Genomic DNA, 26,009 nt, shown 5'->3' on the forward strand with positions numbered 1-26,009 from the left:
CTCATCCCCCCCGCTTCCACACCGTCGTCTCGATGTAGCGGCTCGCCAGGAACCGGTAGGTCTGCTTCTGCAACGCCTCCACCTTGGGGGAGCGCTCCATCGAGATGTCGTCCCAGCCGCGCAGCAGGTCTTCCCACTCCAAGAGCTTGGCGCGCAGATCGTCGCGGATCTTGCGGATGAACTGGATGGTGGGGTGGAAATTGCGCAGCGCGCCGACGATGTCGCCGGTCTGGGCGTCGGCCTGATCGAAGATCATGTCGTATTCGCGCACCGGCTTGCGGATCAGCCCCTGCATCCGGTTCAGTTCGCTGCAGAAGGTGCGGTCGGTGCGGTAGATGGTGGCGAGCTTGCCCATCGCCTGCTCGATGCGGCGGATGTGCCGGAAGCGGTCGCGCAGCGCCTCGATGTAGGACAGCTCCTGCGCCAGATCGTCGATGCGGTCGGTCAGGTACTGTTCGGGGTTGTTGGTCAGTTTCAGCCGCTCGGCGATCTTGGCGAAGGCCGCCTTCATCTTCTCCTGCGTCTGCGGGTCGTCCAGCAGCTGTTCCAGCTGCGACTGGTCGGAAACGATGATCTCGTTGCCGGTGAAGGACGAGACGATCTGCATGGTCAGCCGCCCCTTGGCGGCGATGCGGTGCTTGTCCTCCACCGACCAGGAGGCGCGGCCGTCCAGCAGCTCGCCGGGGATTTCCTCGCCCGGCCGGATCTGCTTCACGAAGGCCAGACCCTGTTCGATGACCTCCAGCAGGCGGGCATCGTGGGTGCCGTCCTCGATCTGGAAGGACTCCATCAGGGTGGGGAAGGCCAGCGCCACCTTCAGGTCGCCCAGCAGCATGTTCAGCACGGGATCCTTGCTGTTCGGATCCTGGCAGAAGAAGGCGCCGGGCAGGCTGAAGACCTTGTGCTGGAAATCGAAATGCGTGTCCCGCATCGGCTGGACCAGGACATTCTCCTGCGCCGCCTTCTCGGCGATGGCGGCGTCCGGGGCAGCGTCCGGGGCGGCGTCCTTGCCCGGTGCGGCATCCGAAGAGGGGGGAGTCTCGTCGCTGCTGGAGATGTCGGTCATGGGTGGGGGCGGTACTCGGCGGGGGACGGAGGTGGATGCGTGGAGGCCATGGATTGCTTCCCCAGCCTACAGCAGATCACGCAGACGGAACCACATCATTGCGAGGACCAGCGCCGGGGTGCGGAAGCGCCGTCCGCCGGGGAAGGGGGTGTGGGGGATGCGGGCGAACACGTCGAAGCGCCCGGCGGTGCCGCTCACCGTCTCCGCCATCAGCCGCCCGGCCATGCCGGCCAGCGCCACGCCATGGCCGGAATAGCCGTGGGCATAGAGCGTGGTGGGCGACAGCCGGCCCAGATGCGGCATGCGGTTCATGGTGATGGCGACCCGCCCGCCCCAGAAATACTCGACGCGGGCGTCCTTCAGATCCGGATAGATCGCCAGCATCTTCATCCGCATCGCCTGTTTCAGACCCGGCCCGTCCACTCCGGAATAGCTGACGCCGCCGCCGAACAGCAGCCGGTGGTCGGCGGAGCGGCGGAAGTAATCCAGCGAGAACTTCATGTCCGACACCGCGATGTTGGTCGGCAGCAGGGTCCGTGCCCGCTCCTCGCCCAGCGGTTCGGTGGCGATCATGTAGGTCGCGACCGGCATGATGGTGCGGTCCAGCGCCGGGGCCAGCCCGCCGAGATAGGCGTTGCCGGCGAGGATCAGGTGCTTGGCCGTCACCCGCCCGCGTTCGGTGCGGACCCAGGGCTTCGCCCCGCTGTCCATGGCCAGCACGCGGCTGTTCTCGAAGATGCGAACCCCGGCGGCATCGGCGGCGCGGGCGAGGCCCAGCGCGTAGTTCAGCGGGTGCAGATGGCCGCTGCCCTCGTCCAGCAGGCCGCCGATATAGGCGTCGCTGCCGACATGGGCACGGATGCCGGCGCGGTCCAGCCGCTGCACCCGGTCATAGCCGTACCCGTCGCGCATCTCCTGTTCCAGCGCCGCCACGTCCTGCATGTGGCGCGGCTTCAGTGCTGCATAGGCGAAGCCCCAGGTCAGGTCGCAGGCGATGGCGTGGCGCTCCACCCGCCCGGCCAGTTGGGCCTTCGCCTCCTCGCCGAACTCCCACAGGCGGCGGGCATCCTCCTTGCCGACCCAGCCCTCGACGGTCGCCATCGGCTTGTTGTAGCCGGTGATGATCTGTCCGCCGTTGCGGCCCGAAGCACCCCAGCCGCAACTTTCCGCCTCCAGCAGAACGACGTCGAAGCCGCGCTCCGCCAGTTCCAGCGCCGCGGTCAGGCCGGTGTAGCCGCCGCCGACGATGCAGACGTCACAGGCGGCCTCGCCCTCCAGGGCCGGGCGGTCGATGCGGGGGGCGGCGGAGGCCGCGTACCAGCTGTTCAGGTAGGAGGCTTTCGGCATGGCCGCAGTTAAGTCCGAGCCGATGGGGAGGTCAACGGAAAGGCGGATATTTCACCGAACCGTCATGCGGAACCCTCTGGCGCGTTCCGCCGGAACGGCGTCATAGTGTCGCTGTCGTCCACAGCACGGAGGGGGCTGCCCATAGTCCGGAGCGGTCCGCCATACCCATGGGTTTTATGGAAGACTTCATCAAGAAGAACCGCATTACCGAAGTCGAATGTCTTGTGCCCGACATGTCGGGCATCGCGCGGGGAAAGATCGTCCCCGCCGAAAAGTTCCTCCGCATCCTGCGCGACCGCGGCCTGCGCCTGCCCGAGGCGATCTTCGTCCAGACCGTGACCGGTGAATTCCCCGACGACGAGGACATCACCTCGGACGAGAATTCCGACATCTACATGATTCCGGACGAACGGACGATCCGCTTCGTCCCCTGGTACACCGAGCCGACGGCCCAGGTCATCACCGACTGCGTCTATGCCGACGGCAGGCCGGTCGACGTGTCGCCGCGCCATGTGCTGAAGCGCGTGCTGTCGCTGTACGAGGAGCGCGGCTGGAAGCCGCTGGTGGCGCCGGAGCTGGAATTCTTCCTGGTCCAGGTCAACAAGGACCCCGATTACCCGCTGGTCCCGCCGGTCGGGCGCAACGGCCGGATGGAAAGCGGCCGGCAGGCCTTCGGCATCGACGCGGTCAACGAATTCGACCCGATCTTCGAGGCTGTCTATGATTTCTGCGAGAAGCAGGACATCGACATCGACACGCTGACCCACGAGGCCGGCGCCGCCCAGATCGAGATCAACTTCAACCACGGCGACGCGCTGGAACTGGCCGACCAGGCCTTCCTGTTCAAGCGCACGGCGCGCGAGGCGGCGATCCGCCACCAGATCTACGCCACCTTCATGGCGAAGCCGATGCAGGGCGAACCCGGCAGCGCCATGCACATCCACCAGTCGGTGGTCGATACCGTCACGGGCCGCAACCTGTTCAGCAATCCCGACGGCACCGACAGCGACCTGTTCATGGCGCACATCGCCGGGTTGCAGAAATACCTGCCTTATGTGATGCCGCTGTTGGCGCCCAACGTCAACAGCTACCGCCGGCTGGTGCCGAACTCCGATGCGCCGATCAACGTGCATTGGGGCCGCGACAACCGCACCACCGGCCTGCGCGTTCCCGTCTCCCAGCCCGACGCCCGCCGGGTGGAGAACCGGGTGGCCGGCGCGGACGCCAACCCCTATCTCGCCATCGCCGCGTCGCTCGCCTGCGGCTATGTCGGCATGACCCAGGGGCTGGAGCCGAACGACCCGATCAAGGGGTCGGCCTACCGCCTCGCCTTCACGCTGCCGCGCCACCAGTCGGAGGCGCTGACCAAGTTCAACGCCTGCAAGCCACTGAAGGAAATCCTCGGCGAACGCTTCATCGACGCCGTCACCTGCGTGAAGCAGACGGAGTACGAGGCCTACAACCGGGTCATCAGCTCGTGGGAGCGTGAGAATCTGCTGCTGAACGTCTGAGCCTTGGCGTCACGATTGAAAGGGCTGCCGGCGGGGACATCCGCCGGCAGCCCTTTTACGTATTTGGTTCCCTGTTCCTGCGCCAGTCCCGCTCGCCGATGTCCGTCCACTCCGTAGCGGGTCGCGCCGGCTGACCAGCCGTTCGTGAGCCGTCCCGCCCCGGAGATCCGAAAGTTCGGTCCGAAAGCCGGGTCCATCCGCGCCCCCCATCGCCCGTCCTACCCCGAGCGGTGCGATCCCCCTCGCCGGCCGGTCGCCGGGCACGGTGCTCTGCCACCACCGTGCAGCCCGGTTTTGGCGGATGCGCTTAAAAACGCAAGGTCGTCGTTCATCCCTTTATGGCCGCCGGCACACGTAATCGAAGACTTTCAAAGCAAAACCGCAGTGTATTTTCGACCCTGTGAGGAGAGGCAGGGGAAGATACGGTCGCCATGCGGCGGTTTGGCGCCGGCTGGGCGTCACTGCACTTTGTTATCTCCTTTGAAAATAGTCAAGGCACGGGGCCGTAGCTTTCGCGGGACATGGCGTTTCTGCCGCCGCGGCACGCCTTCGATTGCCTTGGCCGATTGCCCCGCCCGGGCGGATGAGCCGGAGCCGGGGCAGTGTCGCGACAAAAGTGATGGGCAACCGATGGATGGCCAAGCATGAGCATGCAACCTGCGATCCCGTCCCTTCGAACAGGCCTGCGAAGCGTTGGCTGGGTTCAGCGCAGCATCATTTTGGCGTCGCTGTTCATCGTGCTGACGACCGGGCTGCTGGGGCTGGCGCTGCACCGCGGCGGCCATGCCAGCAACCTGACCGACATCCAGAACCTGTTCGTGCTGGAGAACCCCGACCTGATCCCGGTCGACAGTTGGGACCCGATGATCGCCGCACTCGACTGGCTGCATGAACGGCCGGGCGAGAATGTCTATGACGGCGTGTTCTTCAAGCAGCACATCAAGTTCCAATATCCGGTGACCTCGCTGCTGCCGCTGGAGGCGATGAAGGCGCTGGGGGTGCTGAACCTCGTGGCGTTCGAGCGGGTCAACCTGCTGTTCGTGCTGGCGACCGCGGCCGGCATGGCGATCCTGGTGCTGGAGATGGCGGCGCGGCTGCGCCTGCCCGGCGCGCGGGACGACCGGCTGACCCAGGTGCTGCTGGGCGGCTTCGGCTTCGTCGCGACGCTGTGCTTCTATCCGGTTCTGAAGGCCTTTTCGCTGGGGCAGGTGCAGGTCTGGCTGAACGCCGCCTTCGTCTTCGCCTGCATCGCCCTGCTGCGCGACCGGCGGGTGCTGTGCGGAGCCCTGCTCGGCGCCTCGACGCTGATGAAGCCGCAGATGTCGCTGTTCCTCGCCTGGGCGGCGCTGCGCGGCGACTGGCGGATGGCGGCGGGCTGGGCGGCGGTCGTGGTGCCGGGGGTGGCGCTGGCGACCCTGGTCTACGGCTTCGCGCCGATGATCGATTACCTGGAGGTGCTGCTGTTCATCGGCCGGCACGGCGAGAGCTATCACGTCAACCAGACCGTCAACGGGCTGGTCAACCGCCTGCTGCACAACGGCAACAATCTGGAATGGTCGGCGGAGGCCTTCGCCCCCTATCACCCGGCGGTCCATATCGCCACGCAGGTTTCGGGCCTCGCCTTCGTCGGCTTCGGCCTGCTGTGGCGGCGGCGCGACCGCGGGGCCGAACGGATCCTGGCCTTCGTCGTCGCCGGCATCTGCTTCACCGTCGGTTCGCCGGTCGCCTGGGTGCATCATTACGGCATCCTGCTGCCGGCCTTCGCGCTCGCCTTCCTGATCCTGCTGGAGCCCGGGCTGCGACGTCCGGCCGGGGCGGTCACGCTGCTGGCGGTGGCCTATTTCCTGGCCGGCAACGTCCTGTTCTGGCCGGTCAACGCGCTGGCCGACAGCCCGCTGAACGTCCTGCAATCCTATCTGTTCTTCGCCACCCTGATGCTGCTGGGCCTGATCACTGTGCTGGCTCCACGGCACGACCGCGCCGCAGCAGCCCTGTGGGGCGTCGAGGGAGCGGTCGGGCGCGGTCATGCCCCGCCGGCCGAGGAGGCTGCGCCCTCCGTCGTCGCCCTCCCGCGTGCCGCCACTGCGACGCCGGTCCCGCCCCCGGTCGCCGAGGAGCCGCCGCTGTTCGTCGATCTCGACGGCACGCTGCTGAGGACCGACCTCCTCTATGAATCGCTGTTCGGCCTGATCAAGGCGCAGCCCTGGGCGGCGCTGCTGGTGCCGGTCTGGCTGGCCGGCGGCAAGGCGCGGCTGAAGGCGGAACTGGCCCGCCGGGTGGAGATCGACCCGGCCGGCCTGATCTACAACCCCGCCGTCCTGCAACGGCTGGAGGAGGAGCGCAGGCGCGGCCGGCGTCTGGTGCTGGCGACCGCCGCCCACCACCGCTATGCCGACGCCATCGCCCGTCATCTCGGCCTGTTCGATCAGGTGCTGTCCAGCAGCGACGGCCTGAACCTGAAGAGCGAGCGCAAGCTGGAGGCGATCCGGGCGCAAGTGCCGTCCGGCATCTTCGACTATATGGGCAATGACGAGGCCGATTATGCCGTCTGGCGCGCCGCCCGCCGCGGCATCGCGGTGGACGCCGCGGCCGGGGTGGTTCGCCATGCCGCCACGCTGTGCCCGCTGGAGACCATCGCCACCCCGCGCCGGCCGCGCCTGCTGCTGATCCTGAAGGCGCTGCGCCTGCACCAGTGGCTGAAGAACCTGCTGGTCTTCGTGCCGCTGGTGGCCGGCCAGAAGCTGGGGGAGGTCGGGCCGACCCTCCAGGCCGTCGCCGCCTTCCTCGCCTTCGGGCTGTGCGCGTCGAGCATCTATGTGCTGAACGACCTGCTGGACCTGCCGGCCGACCGCCGCCACCCGCGCAAGCGCCGCCGTCCCTTCGCGGCCGGCGACCTGCCGCTCGACCTCGGCCTGTCGTTGATCCCCGGCCTGCTGCTGGCCAGCCTCGTCCTGTCGCTGGTGGCGCTGCCGCCGCTGTTCCTGGCGGCGCTGGCGACCTATGCCGCCTCGTCGCTGTTCTACAACCTGTTCGCCAAGAACCGGGTGATCTGGGACGTGATGCTGCTGGCCGGGCTCTATTCGCTGCGGGTGCTGGGCGGCGCCACGGCGACGGCCATCGTCCCGTCCTTCTGGCTGCTTGCCTTCTCGATGTTCCTGTTCCTCAGCCTCGCCATGGTGAAGCGCTATTCCGAGATGGACAGCATGCTGAAGCTGGGGCTGGGGCAGGCGGAGGGCAGGGGCTATGTGACCGCCGACATGCCGGTGCTGCAATCCATCGGTGTGTCGGCCGGCTTCCTCTCGGTGCTGGTGATGGCGCTCTACATCAACAGCCCGGAGGTCGGGCGGGTCTATGACCAGCCGCAGGCGCTGTGGATCATCTGCCCGCTGCTGCTCTTCTGGATCGGGCGGGTGTGGCTGCAAACCCACCGCGGGCTGATGCACGACGATCCGGTGGTGTTCGCCGCGCGCGACAAGTGGAGCATCGCCATCGGGCTGGTCTGCGGCGCCGCGCTGATGCTTGGCCGGGCGTGAGCCGCCGCCCTCCATCCTTCCGTCATTTTCCCGGAGCCGCCATGCCCATCGCCGTCGTCGGACTGATCCTGCTGAGCGTCACCCTGTCCGCCATCGCACAGATTTCCCTGAAGATCGGCATGTCCAGCCCCGCGGTGTCGACCGCGCTGGCACGGGGGGAGGCCGGGCAGATCGCCCTGTCTGTGGTCGCCACGCCGCACATCCTGACCGGGCTGGCCTGCTACGGGCTGGGCATGGTGGTGTGGCTGGCGGTCCTGGCGAAGGTCGATGTTTCCATGGCCTATCCCTTCGTCGGGTTGGGCTTCCTGGTCACGCTGGCGCTCGGCATGCTGCTGCTGGGCGAGACGGTCAGCCTGACCCGCCTGATCGGCACGCTGCTGGTGGTTCTGGGCGTGGTCCTGACGGCGCAAAGTTAAGGTATCGTAAACCAAACCAAAGGTCCGGCCGCAAAACAGGAAGGCGCTGTGACAATAGTCGCAGCGCCTTATTCCGCATTGCACCAATATCTTTGGTACACGACTGTCTGCATGCCAATGAGTACCATGATATGGCGACGAGTTTCGTCACAGTATCTTTCAATTTGAAAATGGAATGACACGATTCGGGTATTGACCGGAAAAGATTGACGGGTATAACTGACGACATATTCGCGAGCATAAATACCAGGGCACGCAATTTTAAAGACAGGCGACCCGGGTTCCGGCCGGCAGGCCGTTGCCTTGGGAAAGGGTTTCCTTTGCCGGCCGCGACACTCTCTTGCGGGTTCCCCGGAACCCCTGGGGTCGCGGCCGGTCGCCATTTGCCAGCCCCAAGGTCTGGATCCAAAGGCCCGTGCGGACGGCTGCACCGCCGCCCGGCGGCATTTCCCCGGCGGCGATTCGCAGCGTTGGAGCCGGGTCTTCGCCCCGACCGGCCCGTTGCGACATTCGGTGTGTAGAGGATTGATTGCGCATGGCTTCGCGGAGATGGCCGCCGCCTGCAAACCAGTCCCGGAAACCAGCCCCCGACCACGACCCAAACCGTTGACAACATGGCCGGGCGTGGGTGCAATAGCGCCCGCGAGCCGGGCCAGCCGTTGGGATGTGGCGGTGCCCGCAACACACACGAACAGGTCGGGGCAAATCATGAAAAAACTCGCTCTCAGCCTCATCGGCGCGGTCGCGGCGATCGCCATCGCCGGCCCGGCGATGGCCCAGGCCAAGAAGCCGGTCAACATCTACATCTGGAACGATTATCTGGGTGAAACGACCCTCGCCGACTTCACCAAGGCCACGGGCGCTGAGACGAAGGTCGACCTGTACGACAGCCTGGAACTGCTGGAGCAGAAGGTGCTCGTCGGCAAGTCCGGCTATGACGTGATCGTGCCGACCGCGGAGCCGACCCTGTCCCGCCTGATCCAGGCCAAGGTCGTGGGCCCGCTCGACAAGTCGAAGATCCCCAACTACAAGAACCTCGACCCCAAGGTCCTGAAGCTGCTGGAGAATTCGGATCCCGGCAACAAGTACGCCGTGCCCTATCTCGGCGGCACCGTCGGCATCGCCATCATCCCGGAGAAGATCAAGGCCGTCGCCCCCGACGTGGCGCTCGACAGCTGGGACCTGATCTTCAAGCCGGAGGTGGCGAAGAAGGTCGCGGCCTGCGGCATCACCGTGATGGATTCGGCCATCGACGTCATCCCGTCGGTGCTGAACTATCTCGGCCTCGACCCGAACTCCGAGAAGAAGGAGGATCTGGACAAGGTCGAGAAGACGCTGATGGCGGTGCGCCCCTACATCAAGCGCTTCGTCACCGGTGAGAACATCAACATCCTCGCCGGCGGCGATGCCTGCGTCGTGATGGCCTACAACGGCGACGCCATCCAGGGTGCCGCCCGCGCCGCCGAGGCGAAGAGCGCCAAGGTCGAATACATCACGCCGAAGGAAGGCGTGCAGGTCTGGTGGGACACGCTGGCGGTTCCGGCCGACGCGCCGAACAAGGACGGCGCCTACGAGTACATCAACTTCGTGCTCGACCCGGCCAACATGGCGAACATCTCCAACAAGGTCAGCTACGCCAACGCGGTGCCGGCCTCGCTGGCGACGGTCGCCGACGACATCAAGTCGAACCCCGGCATCTTCCTGCCGGCCGACAGCAAGCTGAAGCTGTTCTCGCTGAAGCAGATCAAGCAGGCCACCGACCGCGCCCGCACCCGCGTGTGGACCAAGGTCAAGACCGGCAAGTAAGCCGGGCCCCCCTGAGAAGCGCCGCTCCATGGTGCTGGCCCGCCCCGGCCGATCCCCAGCGATGGGGAGCGGCCGGGGCGTTGTCATGAAAGAGGAAACCGGATGGCCGGTCAGCCAATTCGCAAGCCCACCCGCCTGGAACCGTGGCAGGACGCGGGCCAGACCCCTTATGTCCGCATCGAGAAGGTGACGAAGACCTTCGGCGATTTCGTCGCCGTGGACGAAGTCAGCCTGTCGATCTACCGCAACGAGTTCTTCGCCCTGCTCGGCGGCTCCGGCTCCGGCAGAACGACGCTGCTGCGCATGCTGGCGGGGTTCGAGCAGCCGACCGAGGGCAAGATCTACATCGACGGCGTCGATATGGCCGGCATCCCGCCCTATGAGCGGCCGGTCAACATGATGTTCCAGTCCTACGCCCTGTTCCCGCACATGACGGTGGAGCAGAACGTCGCCTTCGGCCTGAAACAGGACGGGGTGGCGAAGGCGGAGATCCGCGACCGCGTGACGGAAATGCTGGGGATGGTCCAGCTGTCGGCCTTCGGCAAGCGCCGCCCGCACCAGCTGTCCGGCGGCCAGCGCCAGCGCGTGGCGCTCGCCCGCTCGCTGGTCAAGCGGCCGAAGCTTCTGCTGCTGGACGAGCCGCTGGGCGCGCTCGACAAGAAGCTGCGCGAGCGCACGCAGTTCGAGCTGGTCAACATCCAGGAAAAGCTGGGCGTCACCTTCATCGTCGTGACCCACGACCAGGAAGAGGCGATGACCATGTCCTCGCGCATCGCGGTGATGAACCATGGCGTGATCGCCCAGGTCGGCACGCCGACCGAGATCTACGAATACCCGCACAACCGCTTCGTTGCCGAGTTCATCGGCTCGATCAACATGTTCGACGGCCGCGTCGTCTCGACCGAAGGGGACCAGGTCCTCGTCGCGTCGGAGGAGGCCGGCTGCGAGCTGCTGATCGCCCACGCCACCCCGGCGCCGGCCGGCTCGCCCGTCTCCGTCGCCATCCGGCCGGAAAAGATCGCCCTGTCGAAGGAGCCGCTGCCGGATGGTGACGGCCGCAACCGGACGACGGGCATCGTCCGCGAGATCGCCTATCTCGGCGACGTGTCGATCTATCTCGTGCAGCTGCCGACCGGCAAGACGGTGCGCGTCACCGCCCCCAACATCACCCGCCGCACCGAAATGCCGATCACCTGGGAGGACGAGGTGACCCTGACCTGGCGCCCCTTCGCCGGCGTGGTGCTGACCCAATGAGGACGGTCGTCTCCGTCCTCGTTTCCGGGCTCAGCCGGATCGGGCTGTGGGGCCGCGGCGTGGTCGTCGCCATCCCCTATCTGTGGCTGCTGCTGTTCTTCATGGTGCCCTTCCTGATCGTCTTCGGCATCAGCTTCTCCAAATCGATCATCGCCCAGCCGCCCTATTCGTCGCTGGTGGAGTGGCTGACCGACGAGGATGCCGGCACCTCCAAGCTGCAGATCCTGCTGAACATCAGCAATTATTTCCGGCTGGGCGGGGACGACCTCTACATCCTCGCCTATCTGAATTCGCTCAGGATCGCGGCGGTCACCACGTTGATGTGCCTCGCCATCGGCTATCCCATGGCCTATGCCATCGCCAAGGCCGATCCGGCCCGGCGCGGACCGCTGATGATGCTGGTGATCCTGCCCTTCTGGACCAGCTTCCTGATCCGAATCTATGCCTGGATCGGCATCCTCAAGGGCAACGGCGTCATCAGCAATCTGCTGGAATGGGCGGGCATCACCAGCGGGCCGGTCGAATCCTCTATTCCGACTGGGCGGTCTATATCGGCATGACCTACTGCTATCTGCCCTTCATGGTCCTGCCGCTCTATTCGACCCTGGAGAAGATGGATCCCAGCCTGCTGGAGGCGGCGGCCGACCTCGGCTCCCGTCCGTTCAAATCCTTCCTGTCGATCACGCTGCCGCTGTCGCTGCCGGGGATCATCGCCGGTTCGCTGCTGGTCTTCATCCCGGCAGTGGGCGAGTTCGTGACGCCGGAACTGCTGGGCGGCCCGGACACGCTGATGATCGGCCGCGTGCTGTGGAACGAGTTCTTCGCCAACCGCGACTGGCCGGTCGCGTCGGCGGTGGCCATCGCGCTGCTTCTGGTCCTGGTGGTGCCGATCATGATCTTCCAGCATGTGCAGGGCAAACAGGCGGAGGCCGGGCGATGAAACGGTTCGGATTCCTGTCCTGGGCGCTGCTGTTCGGCTACGCCTTCCTCTATGTGCCCATCGCGCTGCTGGTCGTCTTCAGCTTCAACAAGTCGCGGCTGGTGACGGTGTGGAGCGGCTTTTCGACCAAATGGTATGGCGAACTGCTCCACAACGACGCCCTGCTGGATGCGGCGTTCCTGTCCTTCCAGGTGGCGGCGGTGTCGGCGACGCTTTCGGTGCTGCTGGGCACCTGCGCCGGGCTGGCGCTGACCCGCTTCGGGCGGTTCCGCGGCCGCACCCTGTTCGGCGGCATGATCACCGCGCCGCTGGTCATGCCGGAGGTCATCACCGGCCTGTCGCTGCTGCTGCTGTTCGTGGCGATGGAGCAATGGCTGGGCTGGCCCGACGGGCGCGGCGTCACCACGATCACCATCGCCCACACCACCTTCACCATGTCCTACGTCGCGGTGGTCATCCAGTCGCGGCTGGCCGGCATGGACGGCAGCCTGGAGGAGGCGGCGATCGATCTGGGCGCCCGTCCGGCCAAGGTGTTCTTCGTCATCACCCTGCCGCTGATCGCCCCGGCGCTGGTCGCCGGCTGGCTTTTGGCCTTCACCCTGTCGCTGGACGACGTGGTGGTGGCGAGTTTCGTCTCCGGCCCCGGTTCGACGACGCTGCCGATGGTAATCTTCTCCAGCGTCAAGTTCGGCATCAGCCCGCAGATCAACGCGCTGGCGACGCTGATGGTTCTGGTGGTGGCGGCCGGCATCTTCGTCGCCAGCATCGTCATGGCCCGCCAGGAACGGCAGCGCAAACGCGACGAACAGATGGCGATTCAGAACGGCTGAACGGCTTTTTGGAAGCGTTCCGCAGACCTAGCCATCCGCGCGCAGCAGACCTCTGCCGCCGCGGATGGCAATTGCCCGTTTCCTTTGCTATGTTGATGTCATCGTCAACAGCGAAAGAGGTCGTGCCATGCGCGCGCTCCTGTGGTTCCCCTTGTTGAGACTCGGATTTTTCAGTCCCGTTTCCACTGCCTATGCGACCACCCGTTCGGTCACCGCCCGCCGCGCCCTGCGCCCGCCGTCCGGCCTCTAGCCGGGCCTCATGCCGGACTCCTCTCCCGGCATGACGACGCGACGTCCATCCGCGTCTTTTTAAAATCCCGTCGCCGCAAGGCCACTCTGCACGACGCCCCTCTGCCATAACGCCAAGCACGCGCTGCGGCGGACGCGATTGCCAAAGGCGCGCTCCCGTGGTTAGGGTGGAGGGGTATGAAAAATGTCCCGGTCTCTTGCGGCGCGCTGACCGTTGTCTCGGTCCGACCGTTGTTTCGGTGTCGCGGCTGCGACGGGCAGAGGACTTTGAAAAAGGGTAGAGGGATCGACGCATGACGACACCGAACGCCCCGATGCCGACGGGTGAATGGACGGGTCAAGGCTTCCGCATGCCCGGCGAATGGGCCAGCCACAGCGGATGCTGGATGGCGTGGCCGTGCCGGCCGGAAACCTGGCCGGAGGGCGCTTTCGACGCCGCGTGCGACGCCTATGCCGAGGTCGCGCAGGCCATCTCCCGCTTCGAGCCGGTGACGATGGTGTGCGACCCGGCGGACGTGGCGGAAGCCTCGCTCGCCTGCGGTCCCGGCATCCAGATCCTGCCGCTGCCGATCAGCGAATTCCTGGATCCGCGACACCGGCCCCAGCTTCGTCGTCGACGGCAAGGGTGGGCTGGCCGGCGTCCATTGGGGATTCAACGCCTGGGGCGGCAATTACGAAGGCAGCGACAAGGACCAGCAGGTCGGCCGCCTGATCCTCGACCATCTCAAGCTCCCCTGCATGTCCGCCCCGCTGGTGATGGAGGGCGGCTCCTTCCATGTCGACGGGGAGGGGACGCTGATCACCACCGAACAGTGCCTGTTGAATCCCAACCGCAATCCCGGCCTGTCGCGGGAAGAGATTGAGCAAAACCTGAAGAGCCATCTCGGCGTCGAGACGGTGATCTGGCTGGGGCAGGGCTATCAGGACGACGAGACCGACGGGCACATCGACGAGATCGCGCTGTTCGTGCGTCCGGGCGTGGTGATGGCGATCACCACCGACGATCCCGGCGACCCCAATTTCAAAATCTTCCAGGACAATCTCGACCGGCTGAAGCGTGCCCGCGATGCGAAGGGCCGCGAACTTGAGGTCATCACCATCCAGCAGCCGGCCCGCCGCGACGTGAACGGCGTGCGCCTGACCCTGTCCTACACCAACCTCTACATCGCCAACGGCGGCATCGTCATGCCGGCCTTCGAGGATCCGGCCGACGACGAGGCCTTCCGCGTCGTCCGCAAGGCCTTCCCCGACCGCGAGGTGGTGCAGATCGCAGCGCTCGACATCGTCCGCGGCGGCGGCGGCATCCACTGCATCACCCAGCAGCAGCCGCTTCCCTGACGGGCCCGATCATGGTTTGGCGACCCTCGCCGCCGTGACGGGGCAGGCGAGGGAACGTGGCGGCGCGGCCGGTGTTCATGTCGGGCATTCTCCCTTCCGGAAAGCCCGACGATCATGGCCGAGGACACCGCCCGCCGGCTGCAGGCACGCCCCATCGCGGTGACGAAGGCCGCTCCACCCGTCTCCACCCGAACGATCCTGCTGATCATCACGCTGATCGTGGTGACGCTGTATCTGGCGGCGGACATCCTGATGCCCATCGCGCTGGCGGTGCTGCTCAGCTTCGTGCTGACGCCCATCGTCACCCGGCTGGAGCGCTGGCGTCTGGGCCGCGTTCCGTCGGTGCTGGCGGTGGTGGCGCTGCTCTTCCTCGGCATCATCGGCTTCGGTGCGGTGGTGGGCAGCCAGCTGGGCGATCTGGCCGACAATCTGCCGACCTACCAGCGCAACATCCACACCAAGATCAAGTCGCTGCGCAGCGCCACCGCCTCGGCCGGCGACCGCGGCGCGCTGAAGCAGGCGACGGATGCCTTCCGCGACCTGCAACAGGAGATCGAGCGCGCCACCGCCGGTGCCGCGGCCAACCAGCTGCCCGGCGCCGGTCCGGCGCCGCAGGCCGGCGCGCCTGTGCACCGCGAGCCGGTCCCGGTGCGCATCGACCAGTCCGACACCGGCGTCTTCGACCTCGTCAGCCGGGTGCTTGGCCCGGCGATGACGCCGATCGCCACCGCCGGCATGGTGCTGGTCTTCACCATCTTCATGCTGTTGCAGCGGGAGGATCTGCGCGACCGGATGATCCGGCTGGTGGGTTCCGGCGACCTCAGCCGGACGACGGAGGCGATGAACGACGCCGGTGAGCGGGTCAGCCGCTATCTGCTGATGCAGGTGGTGGTGAACGTGACCTACGGGCTGCCCATCGGCGTCGGGCTCTGGCTGCTCGGCGTGCCGAACCCGCTGCTGTGGGGGCTGCTGGCGACGGTGCTGCGCTTCATCCCCTTCCTCGGGCCGGTGATCGCCTCGGCCTTTCCCATCCTGCTGTCCTTCGCGGTCGACACCGGCTGGACCCTGCCGCTGCTGTGCATCGCCCTGTTCGTGGCGGTCGAGCTGTTCTCCAACAATGTGGTCGAGCCCTGGCTCTACGGAACGGCGACCGGCCTGTCCTCGCTCGCGATCATCGTGGCGGCGGTGGTGTGGACGACGCTGTGGGGCCCGGTCGGGCTCTTGCTGGCGACGCCGCTGACCGTCTGCCTCGTGGTGCTCGGCCGCCATGTGCCGCAGCTGCATTTCCTGGAGGTGATGCTGGGCGACCGCCCGGTCCTGCCCGACGAGGCGAAGATCTACCAGCGCCTGCTGGCCCGCGATCCCGCGGAAGCGACGGAACTCGCCGAGGAGCGGCTCGGCAAGTCCACTCCGCTGGAACTGGCCGACGGACTGCTGCTGCCCGCCCTGTCGCTGGCCGAACAGGAGCGCCAGCGCGGTTCCCTCAACCCGGACGGGAGGCAGGCGGTGGCCGAGGGCATGGCGGGGCTGCTGGACGAGTTGTCGGATGCAACCGCGCCTGCCGAGAATGCGCCGCGCGTGCTCTGCGTCGGGGCCCGCAACAATCTGGACGAGGCGGCGGCCGGGCTTCTCGCCTATCTGCTGGCGGGACGCGGCATCCATGCCGATGTCGTGCCCTGCGAGAAGGCATCGACCCGCTCCATCGCCAGCCTCGGCACCACGGGGGTGGATGCGGTGGTGCTGTCCTCGCTCAACCCGTCGGCGCTGGGCCATTGCCGGCGGATGATGCGCCGCCTGCGGATGCATTTCGGCCCGCGCGTGCCGATTCTGCTCTGCCTGTGGAGCGCCCATCCGGAATCCGAGGTGCCGGAGCGGGCCAGCGCCGAGACCGACGCCACTCTGGTCGCCACCGGGATGGCCGGGGCTCTGGCGCAGCTGGAGGAGCTGAACATCGGTGCCGTGCCGGTGCCGGACACGGTTGCCGAAGCAGCACCTTCCCCGACCTAGGCTGCTGCCGCCCAGCGGTTGCGTCCGGCGCGCTTGGCGATGTAGAGCGCGTCGTCGGCCGCCTGGATGCAGGTGTCGGCGGTCTGCCCCTGGCGATAGGACGCAACGCCCAGGCTGAGCGTCACCGTGATGCTGCTGTCCTGGTGGGCGAACGGATGGTGGGCGATGAGCTGGCGTAGTTTTTCCGCGACGGTTTCGGCCTGGATCTGATCGCTGCCGGGCAACAGGATCAGGAATTCCTCTCCGCCCCAACGGGCGCACAGGTCGTGCAGGCGGAGGTTCCGGCGCAGCAGGCCGGCGGTCTCCACCAGCACATGGTCGCCGGCGGCATGGCCGAAGGCGTCGTTCACGTCCTTGAAATGGTCGATGTCCAGCATGATCAGGGCGAAGCCGCTGCCGTTGCGGCCGACGCGGCACAGCTCCGCCTCCAGCCGCTCCATCATCTGGCGGCGGTTCGGCAGATCGGTCAGCGGGTCGGTCTGCGATGCGGCGTGCAGCGTGCGCGCCATCTGGCGGGTGTCGGTCTGCATGCGGTCGCTGATCTTGGCGATCTTGGTCAGCTGCCGCATCAGCTTCATGTGGTCGTTGGCGAGCGCGCGGAACTCCTGCATCAGCGGATGGCCGGCATAATCCTCGTTCGCCGCAAGACGGTCGACCCAATCCTGAAGCCTCTGTTCCTGCAGCATCATGCCCATCGTTCCCCGCCGCAAGGCCCAGCGCCTGGGCAAGCCCGTTACCGTCGTGCCGTCGGAATTGTCGACCTCGGAGTCGGCAGCCCCTGTCATTGCGACGTCTCCGGTACCGGAACCGCCGCCGAAGCCGTTGCCGCCGTGGACATCGCTGCCCGCGCCACCGGCAGCCGGACGGTGAAGGTCGAGCCCTGGCCCGGCTCGCTCGCCACCGAGATCCCGCCGCCATGGGTATCGACGATGCAGCGGGCGAGGTGGAGGCCAAGCCCGGCCCCGGTCGTCCCCGCCGCGTTGGAGGCACGGAAATACTTGTCGAACAGCCGCGCCGCGTCGGCTGCGTTGACACCGATCCCCTCGTCCGAGATCCGCACCGTCACCTGACCGCCCGCGCCGCCTCCGCAAGGGCTGCCGGCGGCACCGTCGCCGACCGAAAGGTCGAGGCGGATCGTCCCCGTTCGGCGAGTATTTGACAGCGTTTTCCATCAGGTTGGAGAACACGACCGCCAAAAGGTCGCGGTCGCCTGGAATCGGCACCGGAAGGTCCAGGCCGTGCAACTCGAACCGGTGGCCGGTGGCGGTCCCTGCCATCTCGCCCGCCAGCGTGGTCAGCATCGCCGCAAGGTCGAAGGCCACTGGCCGCGCCTTCGCGGCGCCAAGCCGTTCGTTGGTCAGGCAGCGTTCGATCAGGTGCAGCATCCGCTGGACCGCGTTGCGGATCTTACCGACCCGCGGCATCGCCGAAACCGGCAGCTTCGGCTCCAGCTCCAGCATCTGCGAGGCGCTGTCGATGATCGCCAACGGCGTGCGGAATTCGTGGCTGACCATCAGCACGAACTGCCGCTGCTGGCGCGTTATCTCCTTGGTCTCGGTCTGGAGACGGTCACTGATCTTGGCGATCTTGTGAAACTGGCGCAAAAGCTTGCCATGCCGCTCCGCCAGCGTCTGGAATTCCGCCAGCAGCGGGTTGTCGGCATTGGCCGGATCCTCGGCCAACCGTGCCACCCATTGACGAAGCTCCTGTTCCTGTGAGCGCATCGGCATTTCGGGTACTCAGCGCGCCATCAATGGGCCAGAATTTCAAACGGCAGAGACACGTCCTCGGCAAACTCCTCCGCCATGTCGAGGGCGCGGTCGTTGTCGCTGTCGTAATGCCAGCGCACCGACACCGTCTGGCCCTGCTGGTGGGCGCCGTCCAGCATTTCCAGCACGTCGATCATGCATTTGATGCTGCTGGTGTTGAGGTAGCTCAGCCCGATGTCCAGCACCACTGCCGGCGCGGGGGTCTTCAGATAATCCTCCAGCCAGTTGAACACCGGCGCGTAGAAATCGAAGGAGTTCTCCGGATAGGATTCGCCTTCGATGCGCAGCAGTCCGGCCGCCGGATCGAAATCGATCAGGGGAGAGCAGGAGGTTGCCTCGATCCGCAAACTGTCCATTATGTGTATTCCGTGATTTCTTATAGCTGCACTTCAAGGCTGAAGAAGAAATAGGTGTCATCCACCGCGCGCAACGAATATTCCAGCGGCCGGGTGGCCTTGCGCGCCATGTCGATCAGGCCCAGCCCGGCGCCGCTGGCGCCCGCCTCGCGCGGCTTGCGCGACTGTTCCTTGTAGACCGCCTTCAGGCCGGCCTTGTCCAGCCCGCGCAGCTTCTCCAGCATCGCCGACAGGCCGGGGACGTCGTCCGCCTCCACCAGATTGCCGGAGCTGACCACGTAATGGTCATGCTCCTTGCCGATCACCACGATGCCGCTGTTGGCCGGGATCGGCCGGCCCAGCGCTTCCCGCGACGCCGTGTAGTTGCGGACATTCTGCGCCTGCTCCACATAGACGGAGAAGACGTCCATGATCGCCGACTTTTCGATCCGCTCATTTTCCAGATGGTTGCGGACCGCCTTGCCCAGCTCTTCGATGACGCTGTGGCTGAAGGGGCCGCTGAAGCAGATCAGCAGCTTCTGCCGCGACAGCAGCTCCTGAAGGTTGAAGAGTTCGTTGCCTTTCATCGGACCTTGACGACCTGCCTTACGGGTGAACGGGGTGGGATGAGGATGCGTCGGGCGCGGATGCCGCCGCAAGCACCGGTGTTGCGGCCGGTGCGGCGGCAGGCGAAACGGTGAAGCCGACCAGGGTGATGTCGTCGCGCTGTGCCCGCTCGCCCTGATGCTCGGCCAGGGCCTGCGCGAAGGCGGCCCGGCGCTCCGTCATCGGGATCGCGTCATGCTCAAGCAGCATCGCGGCGAAGCGGCGGTTGCCGAAGCCGAAGCCGCGGGTGCCGCCGGCCTGATCGAGGAAGCCGTCGGTGGTCAAATAGAAGCTGCGTCCGGGCGCCAGCTCCACCCGGTGGGTGGTGAAGCGGTGGCTGCTGTCGGACCGGCGATAGCCCAGGCTCTGCGCATCGCCCTTCACCTCATCGACGGTCCCGCCGGCAGCGGAGTCGACGATGTGCAGGCCGATCCGCCCGCCGGCGAACAGCAGGTCTCCCCGGTCCGGCCGCACGAGGCACAGCCCGATGTCCAGGCCGTTGTCGAAGCGCGGGTTGTCGCGCCCGCGGGCCAGTGCCGCGCGCACCATGCGGTTCAGCCCGCCCAGGATCGTCGCCGGATCGCTGTCCGGCGTTTCCGACAGCACATGGTCCAGGACGGCCGACACCGTCATCGTCATGAAGGCCCCCGGCACGCCATGGCCGGAACAGTCGGCGACGCCGATCAGGAAACGGCCGTCCTCCAACTCGCGGAAGATGTGGAAATCGCCGCCCACCACGTCGCGCGGACGCCAAAGCACGCAGACGCCGTCCAGGTGCCGTGCCATTTCCCGCTCGTCGGGCAGGATGGCGGATTGCAGGAGGCTGGCATACTGGATGCTGTCCATCACCTGCCGGTTGACGACCGCCAGCTGCTCATTGGACTGGCGCAGCTCCTCCGTCCGTTCGGCGACGCGCTGTTCCAGCCGCTCGGTATAGCCGTGGACGGTTTCCGCCATGTGGTTGAAGGCGACGGTCAGCTGCCCGATCTCGTCGGCGCGGGTGTTGCGCAGGCGGACGCGGTAGTCGCCGGCGGCGATGGCCCCGGCGGAGCGCGTCAGCCGGGCGAGCGGCGCCAGCACCAGCCGGTTCAGCAGGATGCTGATCATGCCGATGACGGCGAGCAGCGAGAAGAAGACCAGTCCGGCCATCGGCGCCAGCGCGGTCATGGTGGCGCTTTCCGCCTCCTCCAGCGAATAGGTCATGCGCAGCAGGCCGACCATCGTGCGCTCGCCGTTGCTGCCGGACATGACGATCTGCTTTTCGACGGTCGTCAGCTCGGCCCGGCCGGCCGGACGCTCCAGCGCCACCAGCGGCTCGCCATGGCCGCCGCGGCCGCCGGAAGCCGCCCACACCTTGACGCTGCGCACCGCCGCGTCCTCGGCCAACAGGCCGCGGATCATCGCCTCCACCGCGCGGGTGTCGAACTCCCACACCGCCTGCCCCATGGCCGAGGCCTGGAGCGTGCCGACCAGGGTCGCCCGGTGGGTCAGCGCCTCCCTCTGCTGCCGGCCGACCAGGACGGAGGAGACGCCCATGGCGATCAGCCCGACCAGCAGGGTGCAGCCGACGATCATCAGGATGACGCGGGTCAGCAGCGACGACCCGCCGGCACGGACCACCTCGTCGCCCGACCCCTGGGGGCCGGCGCCGCGCAGCGTATCAGGATTCGGTGTCGTCCCATCCCGTGACGCTCATCCACATCCTCCTGACCCGGCCGATCGGACGATCCGTGTTCATGGCGGGTTTCAAGTCAGCCGCGGCCCCGGTTGCCGGATCCGCGATAGTCCCAGGCGCATCAGTAAATCCACCCTCGCGTGCAGCATGCCGACAGTCATCGAACCGGCCGGCGGACATGATGCATGTGGCGGATAAGGTTACCCTTAGCACGACGGGATCAATCAGTCCTGAAATAACATTCGGCACCGGCTTCATGCAGTGTCGGGACATCCGGGAAAATGGGAACAATCGGAAACCGGCGGAGACCATTTCCATCCAATTGCGACGAAGTGTAACAACGGCCTGGCCACCCGGCTGAAGCCTTTGGGGGAAAGCGGTTTTTCCCGTAGACGCCCGCGTCGCCGGCCGTGCTACCCTCGGATACTGTTGCTTGTGGCAAGAGCCGGCGGCTGGAGCTGTCTTCTGGGGGAGAGCGAAGGATGGCGTTTGGTGTTCGTGCATTCGTTGTCCCGCGGACCGTTCCAGCCAGACTTGCCGCCGTCGGCGGGGCCGTTCTTGCCGCATTGGCCGCGACGGCGTTGCCCGCCGCTGCGCGTCCGGTGACCGTGCTGGCGCCGGAACTGCCCCCGATGATGAGCGCCGACGGCACCGGGCGCGAGGCCAGCATCATCGCGGAGACGCTGGCCGCCTGCGGGCATGAGGCGCATTTCAAGGTCGTCCCCTTCGGCCGCCACTGGAACGACTACCGCGACAGCGTCCAGGGAAGCGCGCAGGCCGGCGGGCAACCGGGAGGGCAGATCGACGCCGTCTCCACCGTCCCGGCGGGCATGGAGATGCCGGGAGCCCGCTCCGCCCCCTACATCCTCTACCAGAACGGCGCCTCCGTGCTGAAGAGCAGCGGTTTGACCGTGCAGTCGCTGGCCGATCTGGCGGGCAAGCGCGTCATCACCTTTTCCGGCGCGCCGGACGTGCTGCCGGGGCTGCGCGCCGCCATCCCCAGCTTCGGCGATTTCCGGGAGCGCGCCGACCAGATGGTGCATTCCAACCTGCTGTTCGCCGGTCGGGTCGACGCGGTTCTGGCCGACGGCCTGATCTTCGCCGAATACAACCGCCAGCTTCAGGAAAAGGCGAAGGCGGCCGGCGGCCTGCCCTTCGACCCGGCCCAGCCGGTGCAGTTCACCGCCATCTTCCCGCCCACCGCCTACAGCATGGTGTTCCGCGACGAACAGCTGCGCGCCGACTTCGACCGCTGCCTTGCGGAGATGAAGGCGAAGGGGCGCCTCGACGCCATCGACCGCGACTGGGTCGGCCGCTATTCCGCGACGGTCGGCGACCGCTACCTGTCCCAAAGGTGAGGTCGCGGAACCGGATTTGCGGAACCGGGGTTTATCCCATCCGTCCGATATGGTTTGCGTAACCGCTTCGGGCGTTTAATATAACTTCATATGAATGTGAATGGGGGCGTGAGGCGTCGTGGCCCGGATCATTGTGGTCGAGGACGAAGCCGACCTTCGTGACGATCTTGTCGAATATCTCGACCGCTGCGGGTTCGAGGTGGGGGGTGCGTCGCGCGGCGCCGAGCTGGACCGCCTGCTGGAGGCAGGCCCGGCGGATGTGATCGTGCTCGACATCAATCTGCCGGACGAGGATGGATTCTCGGTCGCCCGCCGCGTCCGCGCCAGCTCTTCGGCCGCCATCATCATGCTGACGGCGCGATCCGGACTGATCGACCGTGTCATCGGGCTGGAGCTGGGCGCCGACGTCTATCTGGTCAAGCCGGTCGATTTCCGCGAGGTGGAGGCGCAGATCAAGGCGCTGATGCGCCGGATGCAGAAGGGCGCCGCACCGCAATCGGCCACAGAGCAACCGGCGGGGATCGGGGTGTCGTTGCCCGGTCCGGCGCCTGCCCTTGCCCCTGCGGACTCGCGCAAGGTCTGGGTGTTCGACGACATCGAATGGCGCATCCAGCCGCCGACCGGTTCCGCCGTGCCGCTGACCGCGACGGAGTACAAGTTTCTTTCGCTGCTGGTCGCCGCCCCCGGTGAGGCGGTCAGCCGCCAGGACATTTCCGTCACCCTGACCGGCCGCGATTGGGACCCCTACAGCCGCTCCATCGATTCCCTGGTCCGCCGCTTGCGCATCAAGGTGGAGGAGCGCAGCGGCTGCGCCCTGCCGGTCCAGGCGGTCCACGGCGTCGGCTATGCCTTCGTCGGCCCGGTGGTGACCAGCGCGGTGGAGGACAGCGCCGACTGAGGCCGCGCTGCCGGCGGTGTGCTGCCGGCGGCAAGGGGCGTTGGCGGCGGGTCTCCACCCCGGTCTCGGCACTCGACTCCCGGCCCTCCTTCGGCGATGGTAGCGCCCGCAAGGAAGGGACGAGAGACCACCATGACAGATGCCACCGCCGCCTCCGAGAACACCCCCGCGACCGGCAGCCCCGCTTCCGGCGGCGCCAATTCGGGCAGCGACGGCAGCGGCCTGTATCTGGTCGACGGCTCGGGCTTCATCTTCCGCGCCTTCCATGCGCTGCCGATGCTGACGCGACCGGACGGCACGCCGGTCAACGCGGTGCTGGGCTTCTCCAACATGCTGCTGAAACTGCTGGCCGACGCCAAGGCGGAGGCCGTGGCGGTGGTCTTCGACAGCAAGCGCCTGAATTTCCGCAACGAATTCTACCCCGACTACAAGGCCCACCGCCCGGAGCCGCCGGAGGAGCTGAAGCCGCAGTTCGCGCTGATCCGCGAGGCGACGGAGGCCTTCTGCCTGCCCTGCCTGGAGCTTGAGGGCTATGAGGCCGACGACCTGATCGCCACCTACGCCCGTCTGGCGCAGGAGGCCGGCCGGCCGGTCACCATCGTGTCGTCGGACAAGGACCTGATGCAGTTGGTCCGCCCCGGCGTCGGCATGTTCGACCCGATGAAGAACAAGGCCATCGGCCCCGACGAGGTGTTCGAGAAGTTCGGCGTCCCGCCGGAGAAGGTGGTGGACGTACAGGCGCTGGCCGGTGACAGCGTCGACAACGTCCCCGGCGTGCCCGGCATCGGCGTGAAGACAGCCGCCCAGCTGATCACCGAATACGGCGACCTGGAAGCCCTGCTCGCCAATGCCGAGAAGATCAAGCAGCCGGCCCGCCGCCAGAAGCTGGTCGAGTTCGCCGATCTGGCCCGCGTCTCCCGCCGTCTGGTCCTGCTCGACGATCAGGTGCCGCCGCCCAAGCCGCTGGACGAGCTGCGGGTGCGCGAGCCCGATCACCAGCGGCTGATCGACTTCCTGCGCGCCCAGGGCTTCCGCAGCATCGTCTCCCGCGTCGAGATGGAGATGCAGAAGGACGGCCGCATCGCCGACGGGGCCGGCGGCTCGCTCCCGGCCCCCGGCTCCATGCCCAGCCCTGCGGCGAAGTCGCCGGCGACGGCGGAAAGCCCGGCCACGGAGGACCGCCCGGCCCGCAGGACGGTGCTGAACGTCCCGGAGGTGCGCTACGAGCTGGTCCAGGATGCCGACGCGCTGCGCCGCTGGGTCGAGCGGGCGCGCGAGACCGGCGTGCTGGCGGTCGACACCGAGACCGACAGCCTGACGCCGGCCACCGCCACGCTGGTCGGCGTCTCGCTGTCGACCGAGCCGGGCATCGCCTGCTACATCCCGCTCGCCCACAAGGCGGAGGGTGCGGCGGCGGCCGGCCAACTCGATTTCGAGGCCCCGACGCCGCCCAGGCAGATCGCGACCGACGAGGCGATGGCGATCCTGAAGGACGTGCTGGAGGACCGGTCGGTCCTGAAGATCGGCCACAACTTCAAGTTCGACCATCAGCTGTTCGCCCGCAACGGCGTCAACGTGTCGCCGGTCGACGACAGCATGCTGATCTCCTACGTGCTGGAGGGCGGGTCGCACGGCCACGGCATGGACGAACTGGCGGAGCTGCACCTCGCCTACACGCCGATCCCCTTCAAGGAGGTCTGCGGCACCGGCAAGAACCAGATCACCTTCGACCGCGTGCCGCTGGACAAGGCGCTGGCCTATGCCGCCGAGGACGCCGACATCACGCTGCGGCTATGGACGCTGCTGAAGCCGCGGCTGGTCGACGACCGCATGGTCACCGTCTACGAGACGCTGGACCGCCCGCTGGTCCCGGTGGTGGCGGACATGGAGCGGGCCGGCGTCCACATCGACAAGAAGGCGCTGTCCGACCTGTCGCAGAGCCTGTCGCTCCGCCTCGCCGAGATCGAGAAGGATGTCCATGCGCTGGCCGGCCAGAGCTTCAACATCGGCTCGCCCAAGCAGCTGGGCGAAATCCTGTTCGACACTCTCAAGCTCGGCACCGGCAAGAAGGGCAAGACCGGAGCCTATTCCACCGACAGCAGCGTGCTGGAGGAGCTGGCGGAACAGGGCCACACCATCGCCCAGCGTGTGCTCGACTGGCGCCAGCTCGCCAAGCTGAAGAGCACCTACACCGACGCGTTGCAGGAGAAGATCTCGCCGGTCACCGGCCGCGTCCACACCGCCTTCGCGCTGGCGGCGACCAACACCGGCCGCCTGTCCTCGACCGACCCCAACCTGCAAAACATCCCGGTGCGGACGGAGGAGGGCAAGAAGATCCGCCGCGCCTTCGTCGCGTCCCCCGGTTACAAGCTGCTGAGCGTCGATTATTCGCAGATCGAGCTGCGTCTGGTGGCGGAGATGGCGAACATCCAGGCGCTGAAGGACGCCTTCCGCGACGGGCTGGACATTCACGCCGCCACCGCCGCCCAGGTCTTCGGCATCCCGCTGGAGCAGATGACGCCGGACATCCGCCGCAAGGCCAAGGCGATCAACTTCGGCATCATCTACGGCATCTCCGGCTTCGGGCTGGGCCGCCAGCTCGGCATCGCGCCGGGGGAGGCCAACGCCTTCATCAAGACCTATCTGGAGCGCTTCCACGAGCTGAAGGTGTGGATGGAGGCGACCAAGGCCTTCGCCCGCCAGCACGGCTATGTGGCGACGCTGTTCGGCCGCCGCTGCTACATGCCCGGCATCCAGGAAAAGAACGCCGCCCGCCGCGCCTTCGCCGAGCGTCAGGCGATCAACGCCCCGATCCAGGGCACCGCCGCCGACATCATGAAGCGGGCGATGAACCGCATGCCGGGCGCGCTCGCCGCCGCCGGCAGCAACGCACGGATGCTGCTGCAGGTGCACGACGAACTGCTGTTCGAGGTGCCGGAAGCGGAAGCCGAGGACGCCGCGCGCATTGTGCGCGAGGTGATGGAGGGTGCGGCGACGCTCGGCGTGCCGCTGGTGGCGGAAGCCGGGATCGGGGATAACTGGGAAGAGGCGCACTGAGGGGGGCGAGAACC

At 67.0% G+C, this 26,009-nt stretch carries 18 protein-coding genes and 3 pseudogenes; 13 read left to right on the forward strand and 8 right to left on the reverse strand.

The window, feature by feature from the left end; genetic code table 11:
* Position 1: 1 nt before the first annotated feature.
* Complete coding sequence (locus ACWPN3_RS09730; RefSeq protein WP_492243125.1) at positions 2 to 1,066, reverse strand: hypothetical protein; 1,065 nt, start codon at positions 1,064 to 1,066, stop codon at positions 2 to 4.
* 66 nt (positions 1,067 to 1,132) lie between these two features.
* Positions 1,133 to 2,413, reverse strand: coding sequence for an NAD(P)/FAD-dependent oxidoreductase (locus ACWPN3_RS09735; RefSeq protein ID WP_492243126.1), 1,281 nt, complete (start codon positions 2,411 to 2,413; stop codon positions 1,133 to 1,135).
* A gap of 167 nt (positions 2,414 to 2,580) precedes the next feature.
* On the opposite strand from ACWPN3_RS09735, the gene ACWPN3_RS09740 reads away from it, so the two are divergent.
* From ACWPN3_RS09740 to ACWPN3_RS09785, 10 genes and pseudogenes are all read left to right on the forward strand, one after another.
* Positions 2,581 to 3,924, forward strand: coding sequence for a glutamine synthetase family protein (locus tag ACWPN3_RS09740; protein WP_108549038.1), 1,344 nt, complete (start codon positions 2,581 to 2,583; stop codon positions 3,922 to 3,924).
* Positions 3,925 to 4,568: 644 nt separating this feature from the next.
* The gene (locus ACWPN3_RS09745; protein WP_492243127.1) at positions 4,569 to 7,457 is read left to right on the forward strand and encodes a UbiA family prenyltransferase; all 2,889 of its coding nucleotides are present in this window, start codon (positions 4,569 to 4,571) and stop codon (positions 7,455 to 7,457) included.
* A 41-nt stretch (positions 7,458 to 7,498) separates the two neighbouring features.
* Positions 7,499 to 7,873, forward strand: a complete 375-nt coding sequence (locus tag ACWPN3_RS09750) for an EamA family transporter (RefSeq protein WP_109450976.1) — start codon at positions 7,499 to 7,501, stop codon at positions 7,871 to 7,873.
* A gap of 708 nt (positions 7,874 to 8,581) precedes the next feature.
* On the forward strand, positions 8,582 to 9,679 hold the full coding sequence (locus ACWPN3_RS09755; protein WP_452032267.1) for an extracellular solute-binding protein: 1,098 nt from the start codon (positions 8,582 to 8,584) through the stop codon (positions 9,677 to 9,679).
* 102 nt (positions 9,680 to 9,781) lie between these two features.
* Complete coding sequence (locus tag ACWPN3_RS09760) at positions 9,782 to 10,933, forward strand: ABC transporter ATP-binding protein (RefSeq protein ID WP_492261305.1); 1,152 nt, start codon at positions 9,782 to 9,784, stop codon at positions 10,931 to 10,933.
* Positions 10,930 to 11,873, forward strand: a pseudogene (locus ACWPN3_RS09765) (ABC transporter permease subunit). Before ACWPN3_RS09760 ends, ACWPN3_RS09765 begins: the two are co-directional and overlap by 4 nt.
* Positions 11,870 to 12,703 (forward strand): ABC transporter permease subunit, encoded by an 834-nt coding sequence (locus ACWPN3_RS09770; protein WP_492261306.1) that lies wholly within the window; start codon positions 11,870 to 11,872, stop codon positions 12,701 to 12,703. Before ACWPN3_RS09765 ends, ACWPN3_RS09770 begins: the two are co-directional and overlap by 4 nt.
* 635 nt (positions 12,704 to 13,338) lie before the next feature.
* Positions 13,339 to 13,446: pseudogene (locus ACWPN3_RS09775) on the forward strand (agmatine deiminase family protein); the annotation flags it as partial.
* Between the two features lie 91 nt (positions 13,447 to 13,537).
* On the forward strand, positions 13,538 to 14,290 hold the full coding sequence (locus tag ACWPN3_RS09780; protein ID WP_492261421.1) for an agmatine deiminase family protein: 753 nt from the start codon (positions 13,538 to 13,540) through the stop codon (positions 14,288 to 14,290).
* A gap of 114 nt (positions 14,291 to 14,404) precedes the next feature.
* Complete coding sequence (locus ACWPN3_RS09785) at positions 14,405 to 16,297, forward strand: AI-2E family transporter (RefSeq protein WP_492261307.1); 1,893 nt, start codon at positions 14,405 to 14,407, stop codon at positions 16,295 to 16,297.
* Here ACWPN3_RS09785 and ACWPN3_RS09790 read toward each other — a convergent pair.
* From ACWPN3_RS09790 to ACWPN3_RS09815, 6 genes and pseudogenes are all read right to left on the reverse strand, one after another.
* Positions 16,294 to 17,082, reverse strand: coding sequence for a GGDEF domain-containing protein (locus ACWPN3_RS09790; RefSeq protein ID WP_492243131.1), 789 nt, complete (start codon positions 17,080 to 17,082; stop codon positions 16,294 to 16,296). The two genes, ACWPN3_RS09785 and ACWPN3_RS09790, sit on opposite strands and share 4 nt — an antisense overlap.
* Positions 17,079 to 17,459 (reverse strand): sensor histidine kinase, encoded by a 381-nt coding sequence (locus ACWPN3_RS09795; RefSeq protein WP_492261422.1) that lies wholly within the window; start codon positions 17,457 to 17,459, stop codon positions 17,079 to 17,081. The genes ACWPN3_RS09790 and ACWPN3_RS09795 overlap by 4 nt, the downstream gene beginning before the upstream one ends.
* Before the next feature lie 238 nt (positions 17,460 to 17,697).
* Positions 17,698 to 18,027, reverse strand: a pseudogene (locus tag ACWPN3_RS09800) (histidine kinase dimerization/phospho-acceptor domain-containing protein); the annotation flags it as partial.
* Between the two features lie 20 nt (positions 18,028 to 18,047).
* Positions 18,048 to 18,422, reverse strand: a complete 375-nt coding sequence (gene siaC, locus ACWPN3_RS09805) for a biofilm regulation phosphoprotein SiaC (RefSeq protein ID WP_109450990.1) — start codon at positions 18,420 to 18,422, stop codon at positions 18,048 to 18,050.
* A gap of 20 nt (positions 18,423 to 18,442) precedes the next feature.
* Entirely contained in the window at positions 18,443 to 18,988 is a 546-nt protein-coding gene (locus tag ACWPN3_RS09810) for a SiaB family protein kinase (protein WP_492243134.1), read from the reverse strand.
* 19 nt (positions 18,989 to 19,007) lie between these two features.
* Positions 19,008 to 20,627 carry a SpoIIE family protein phosphatase gene (locus tag ACWPN3_RS09815; protein WP_492261308.1) on the reverse strand — a complete coding sequence of 540 codons (1,620 nt, stop codon included), beginning with the start codon at positions 20,625 to 20,627 and terminating at the stop codon, positions 19,008 to 19,010.
* Positions 20,628 to 21,164: 537 nt separating this feature from the next.
* Between ACWPN3_RS09815 and ACWPN3_RS09820 the strand changes: the two genes are divergently transcribed.
* The 3 genes from ACWPN3_RS09820 to polA all read left to right on the forward strand — a co-directional run bounded on the left by ACWPN3_RS09820 (position 21,165) and on the right by polA (position 25,995).
* A complete protein-coding gene (locus tag ACWPN3_RS09820; protein ID WP_492243136.1) occupies positions 21,165 to 22,040 on the forward strand; it encodes a substrate-binding periplasmic protein in 876 nt (291 codons plus the stop codon).
* 118 nt (positions 22,041 to 22,158) lie between these two features.
* Positions 22,159 to 22,938 (forward strand): response regulator transcription factor, encoded by a 780-nt coding sequence (locus tag ACWPN3_RS09825; protein ID WP_109450993.1) that lies wholly within the window; start codon positions 22,159 to 22,161, stop codon positions 22,936 to 22,938.
* 132 nt (positions 22,939 to 23,070) lie between these two features.
* Entirely contained in the window at positions 23,071 to 25,995 is a 2,925-nt protein-coding gene (polA, locus tag ACWPN3_RS09830) for a DNA polymerase I (RefSeq protein WP_492243137.1), read from the forward strand.
* Positions 25,996 to 26,009 lie beyond the last annotated feature (14 nt).

This window comes from Azospirillum sp. UENF 111221 (genome assembly GCF_058780625.1).

Excerpts from the sequence above, each read along its gene's own strand:
- ACWPN3_RS09730 (WP_492243125.1), bottom strand. The coding sequence starts at position 1,066 with ATGACCGACATCTCCAGCAGCGACGAGACTCCCCCCTCTTCGGATGCC.
- polA (WP_492243137.1), top strand. The coding sequence starts at position 23,071 with ATGACAGATGCCACCGCCGCCTCCGAGAACACCCCCGCGACCGGCAGC.
- ACWPN3_RS09770 (WP_492261306.1), top strand. The coding sequence starts at position 11,870 with ATGAAACGGTTCGGATTCCTGTCCTGGGCGCTGCTGTTCGGCTACGCC.
- ACWPN3_RS09750 (WP_109450976.1), top strand. The coding sequence starts at position 7,499 with ATGCCCATCGCCGTCGTCGGACTGATCCTGCTGAGCGTCACCCTGTCC.
- ACWPN3_RS09760 (WP_492261305.1), top strand. The coding sequence starts at position 9,782 with ATGGCCGGTCAGCCAATTCGCAAGCCCACCCGCCTGGAACCGTGGCAG.
- ACWPN3_RS09735 (WP_492243126.1), bottom strand. The coding sequence starts at position 2,413 with ATGCCGAAAGCCTCCTACCTGAACAGCTGGTACGCGGCCTCCGCCGCC.
- ACWPN3_RS09820 (WP_492243136.1), top strand. The coding sequence starts at position 21,165 with ATGGCGTTTGGTGTTCGTGCATTCGTTGTCCCGCGGACCGTTCCAGCC.
- ACWPN3_RS09740 (WP_108549038.1), top strand. The coding sequence starts at position 2,581 with ATGGGTTTTATGGAAGACTTCATCAAGAAGAACCGCATTACCGAAGTC.
- ACWPN3_RS09810 (WP_492243134.1), bottom strand. The coding sequence starts at position 18,988 with ATGAAAGGCAACGAACTCTTCAACCTTCAGGAGCTGCTGTCGCGGCAG.
- ACWPN3_RS09745 (WP_492243127.1), top strand. The coding sequence starts at position 4,569 with ATGAGCATGCAACCTGCGATCCCGTCCCTTCGAACAGGCCTGCGAAGC.
- ACWPN3_RS09785 (WP_492261307.1), top strand. The coding sequence starts at position 14,405 with ATGGCCGAGGACACCGCCCGCCGGCTGCAGGCACGCCCCATCGCGGTG.
- ACWPN3_RS09790 (WP_492243131.1), bottom strand. The coding sequence starts at position 17,082 with ATGACAGGGGCTGCCGACTCCGAGGTCGACAATTCCGACGGCACGACG.
- ACWPN3_RS09755 (WP_452032267.1), top strand. The coding sequence starts at position 8,582 with ATGAAAAAACTCGCTCTCAGCCTCATCGGCGCGGTCGCGGCGATCGCC.
- siaC (WP_109450990.1), bottom strand. The coding sequence starts at position 18,422 with ATGGACAGTTTGCGGATCGAGGCAACCTCCTGCTCTCCCCTGATCGAT.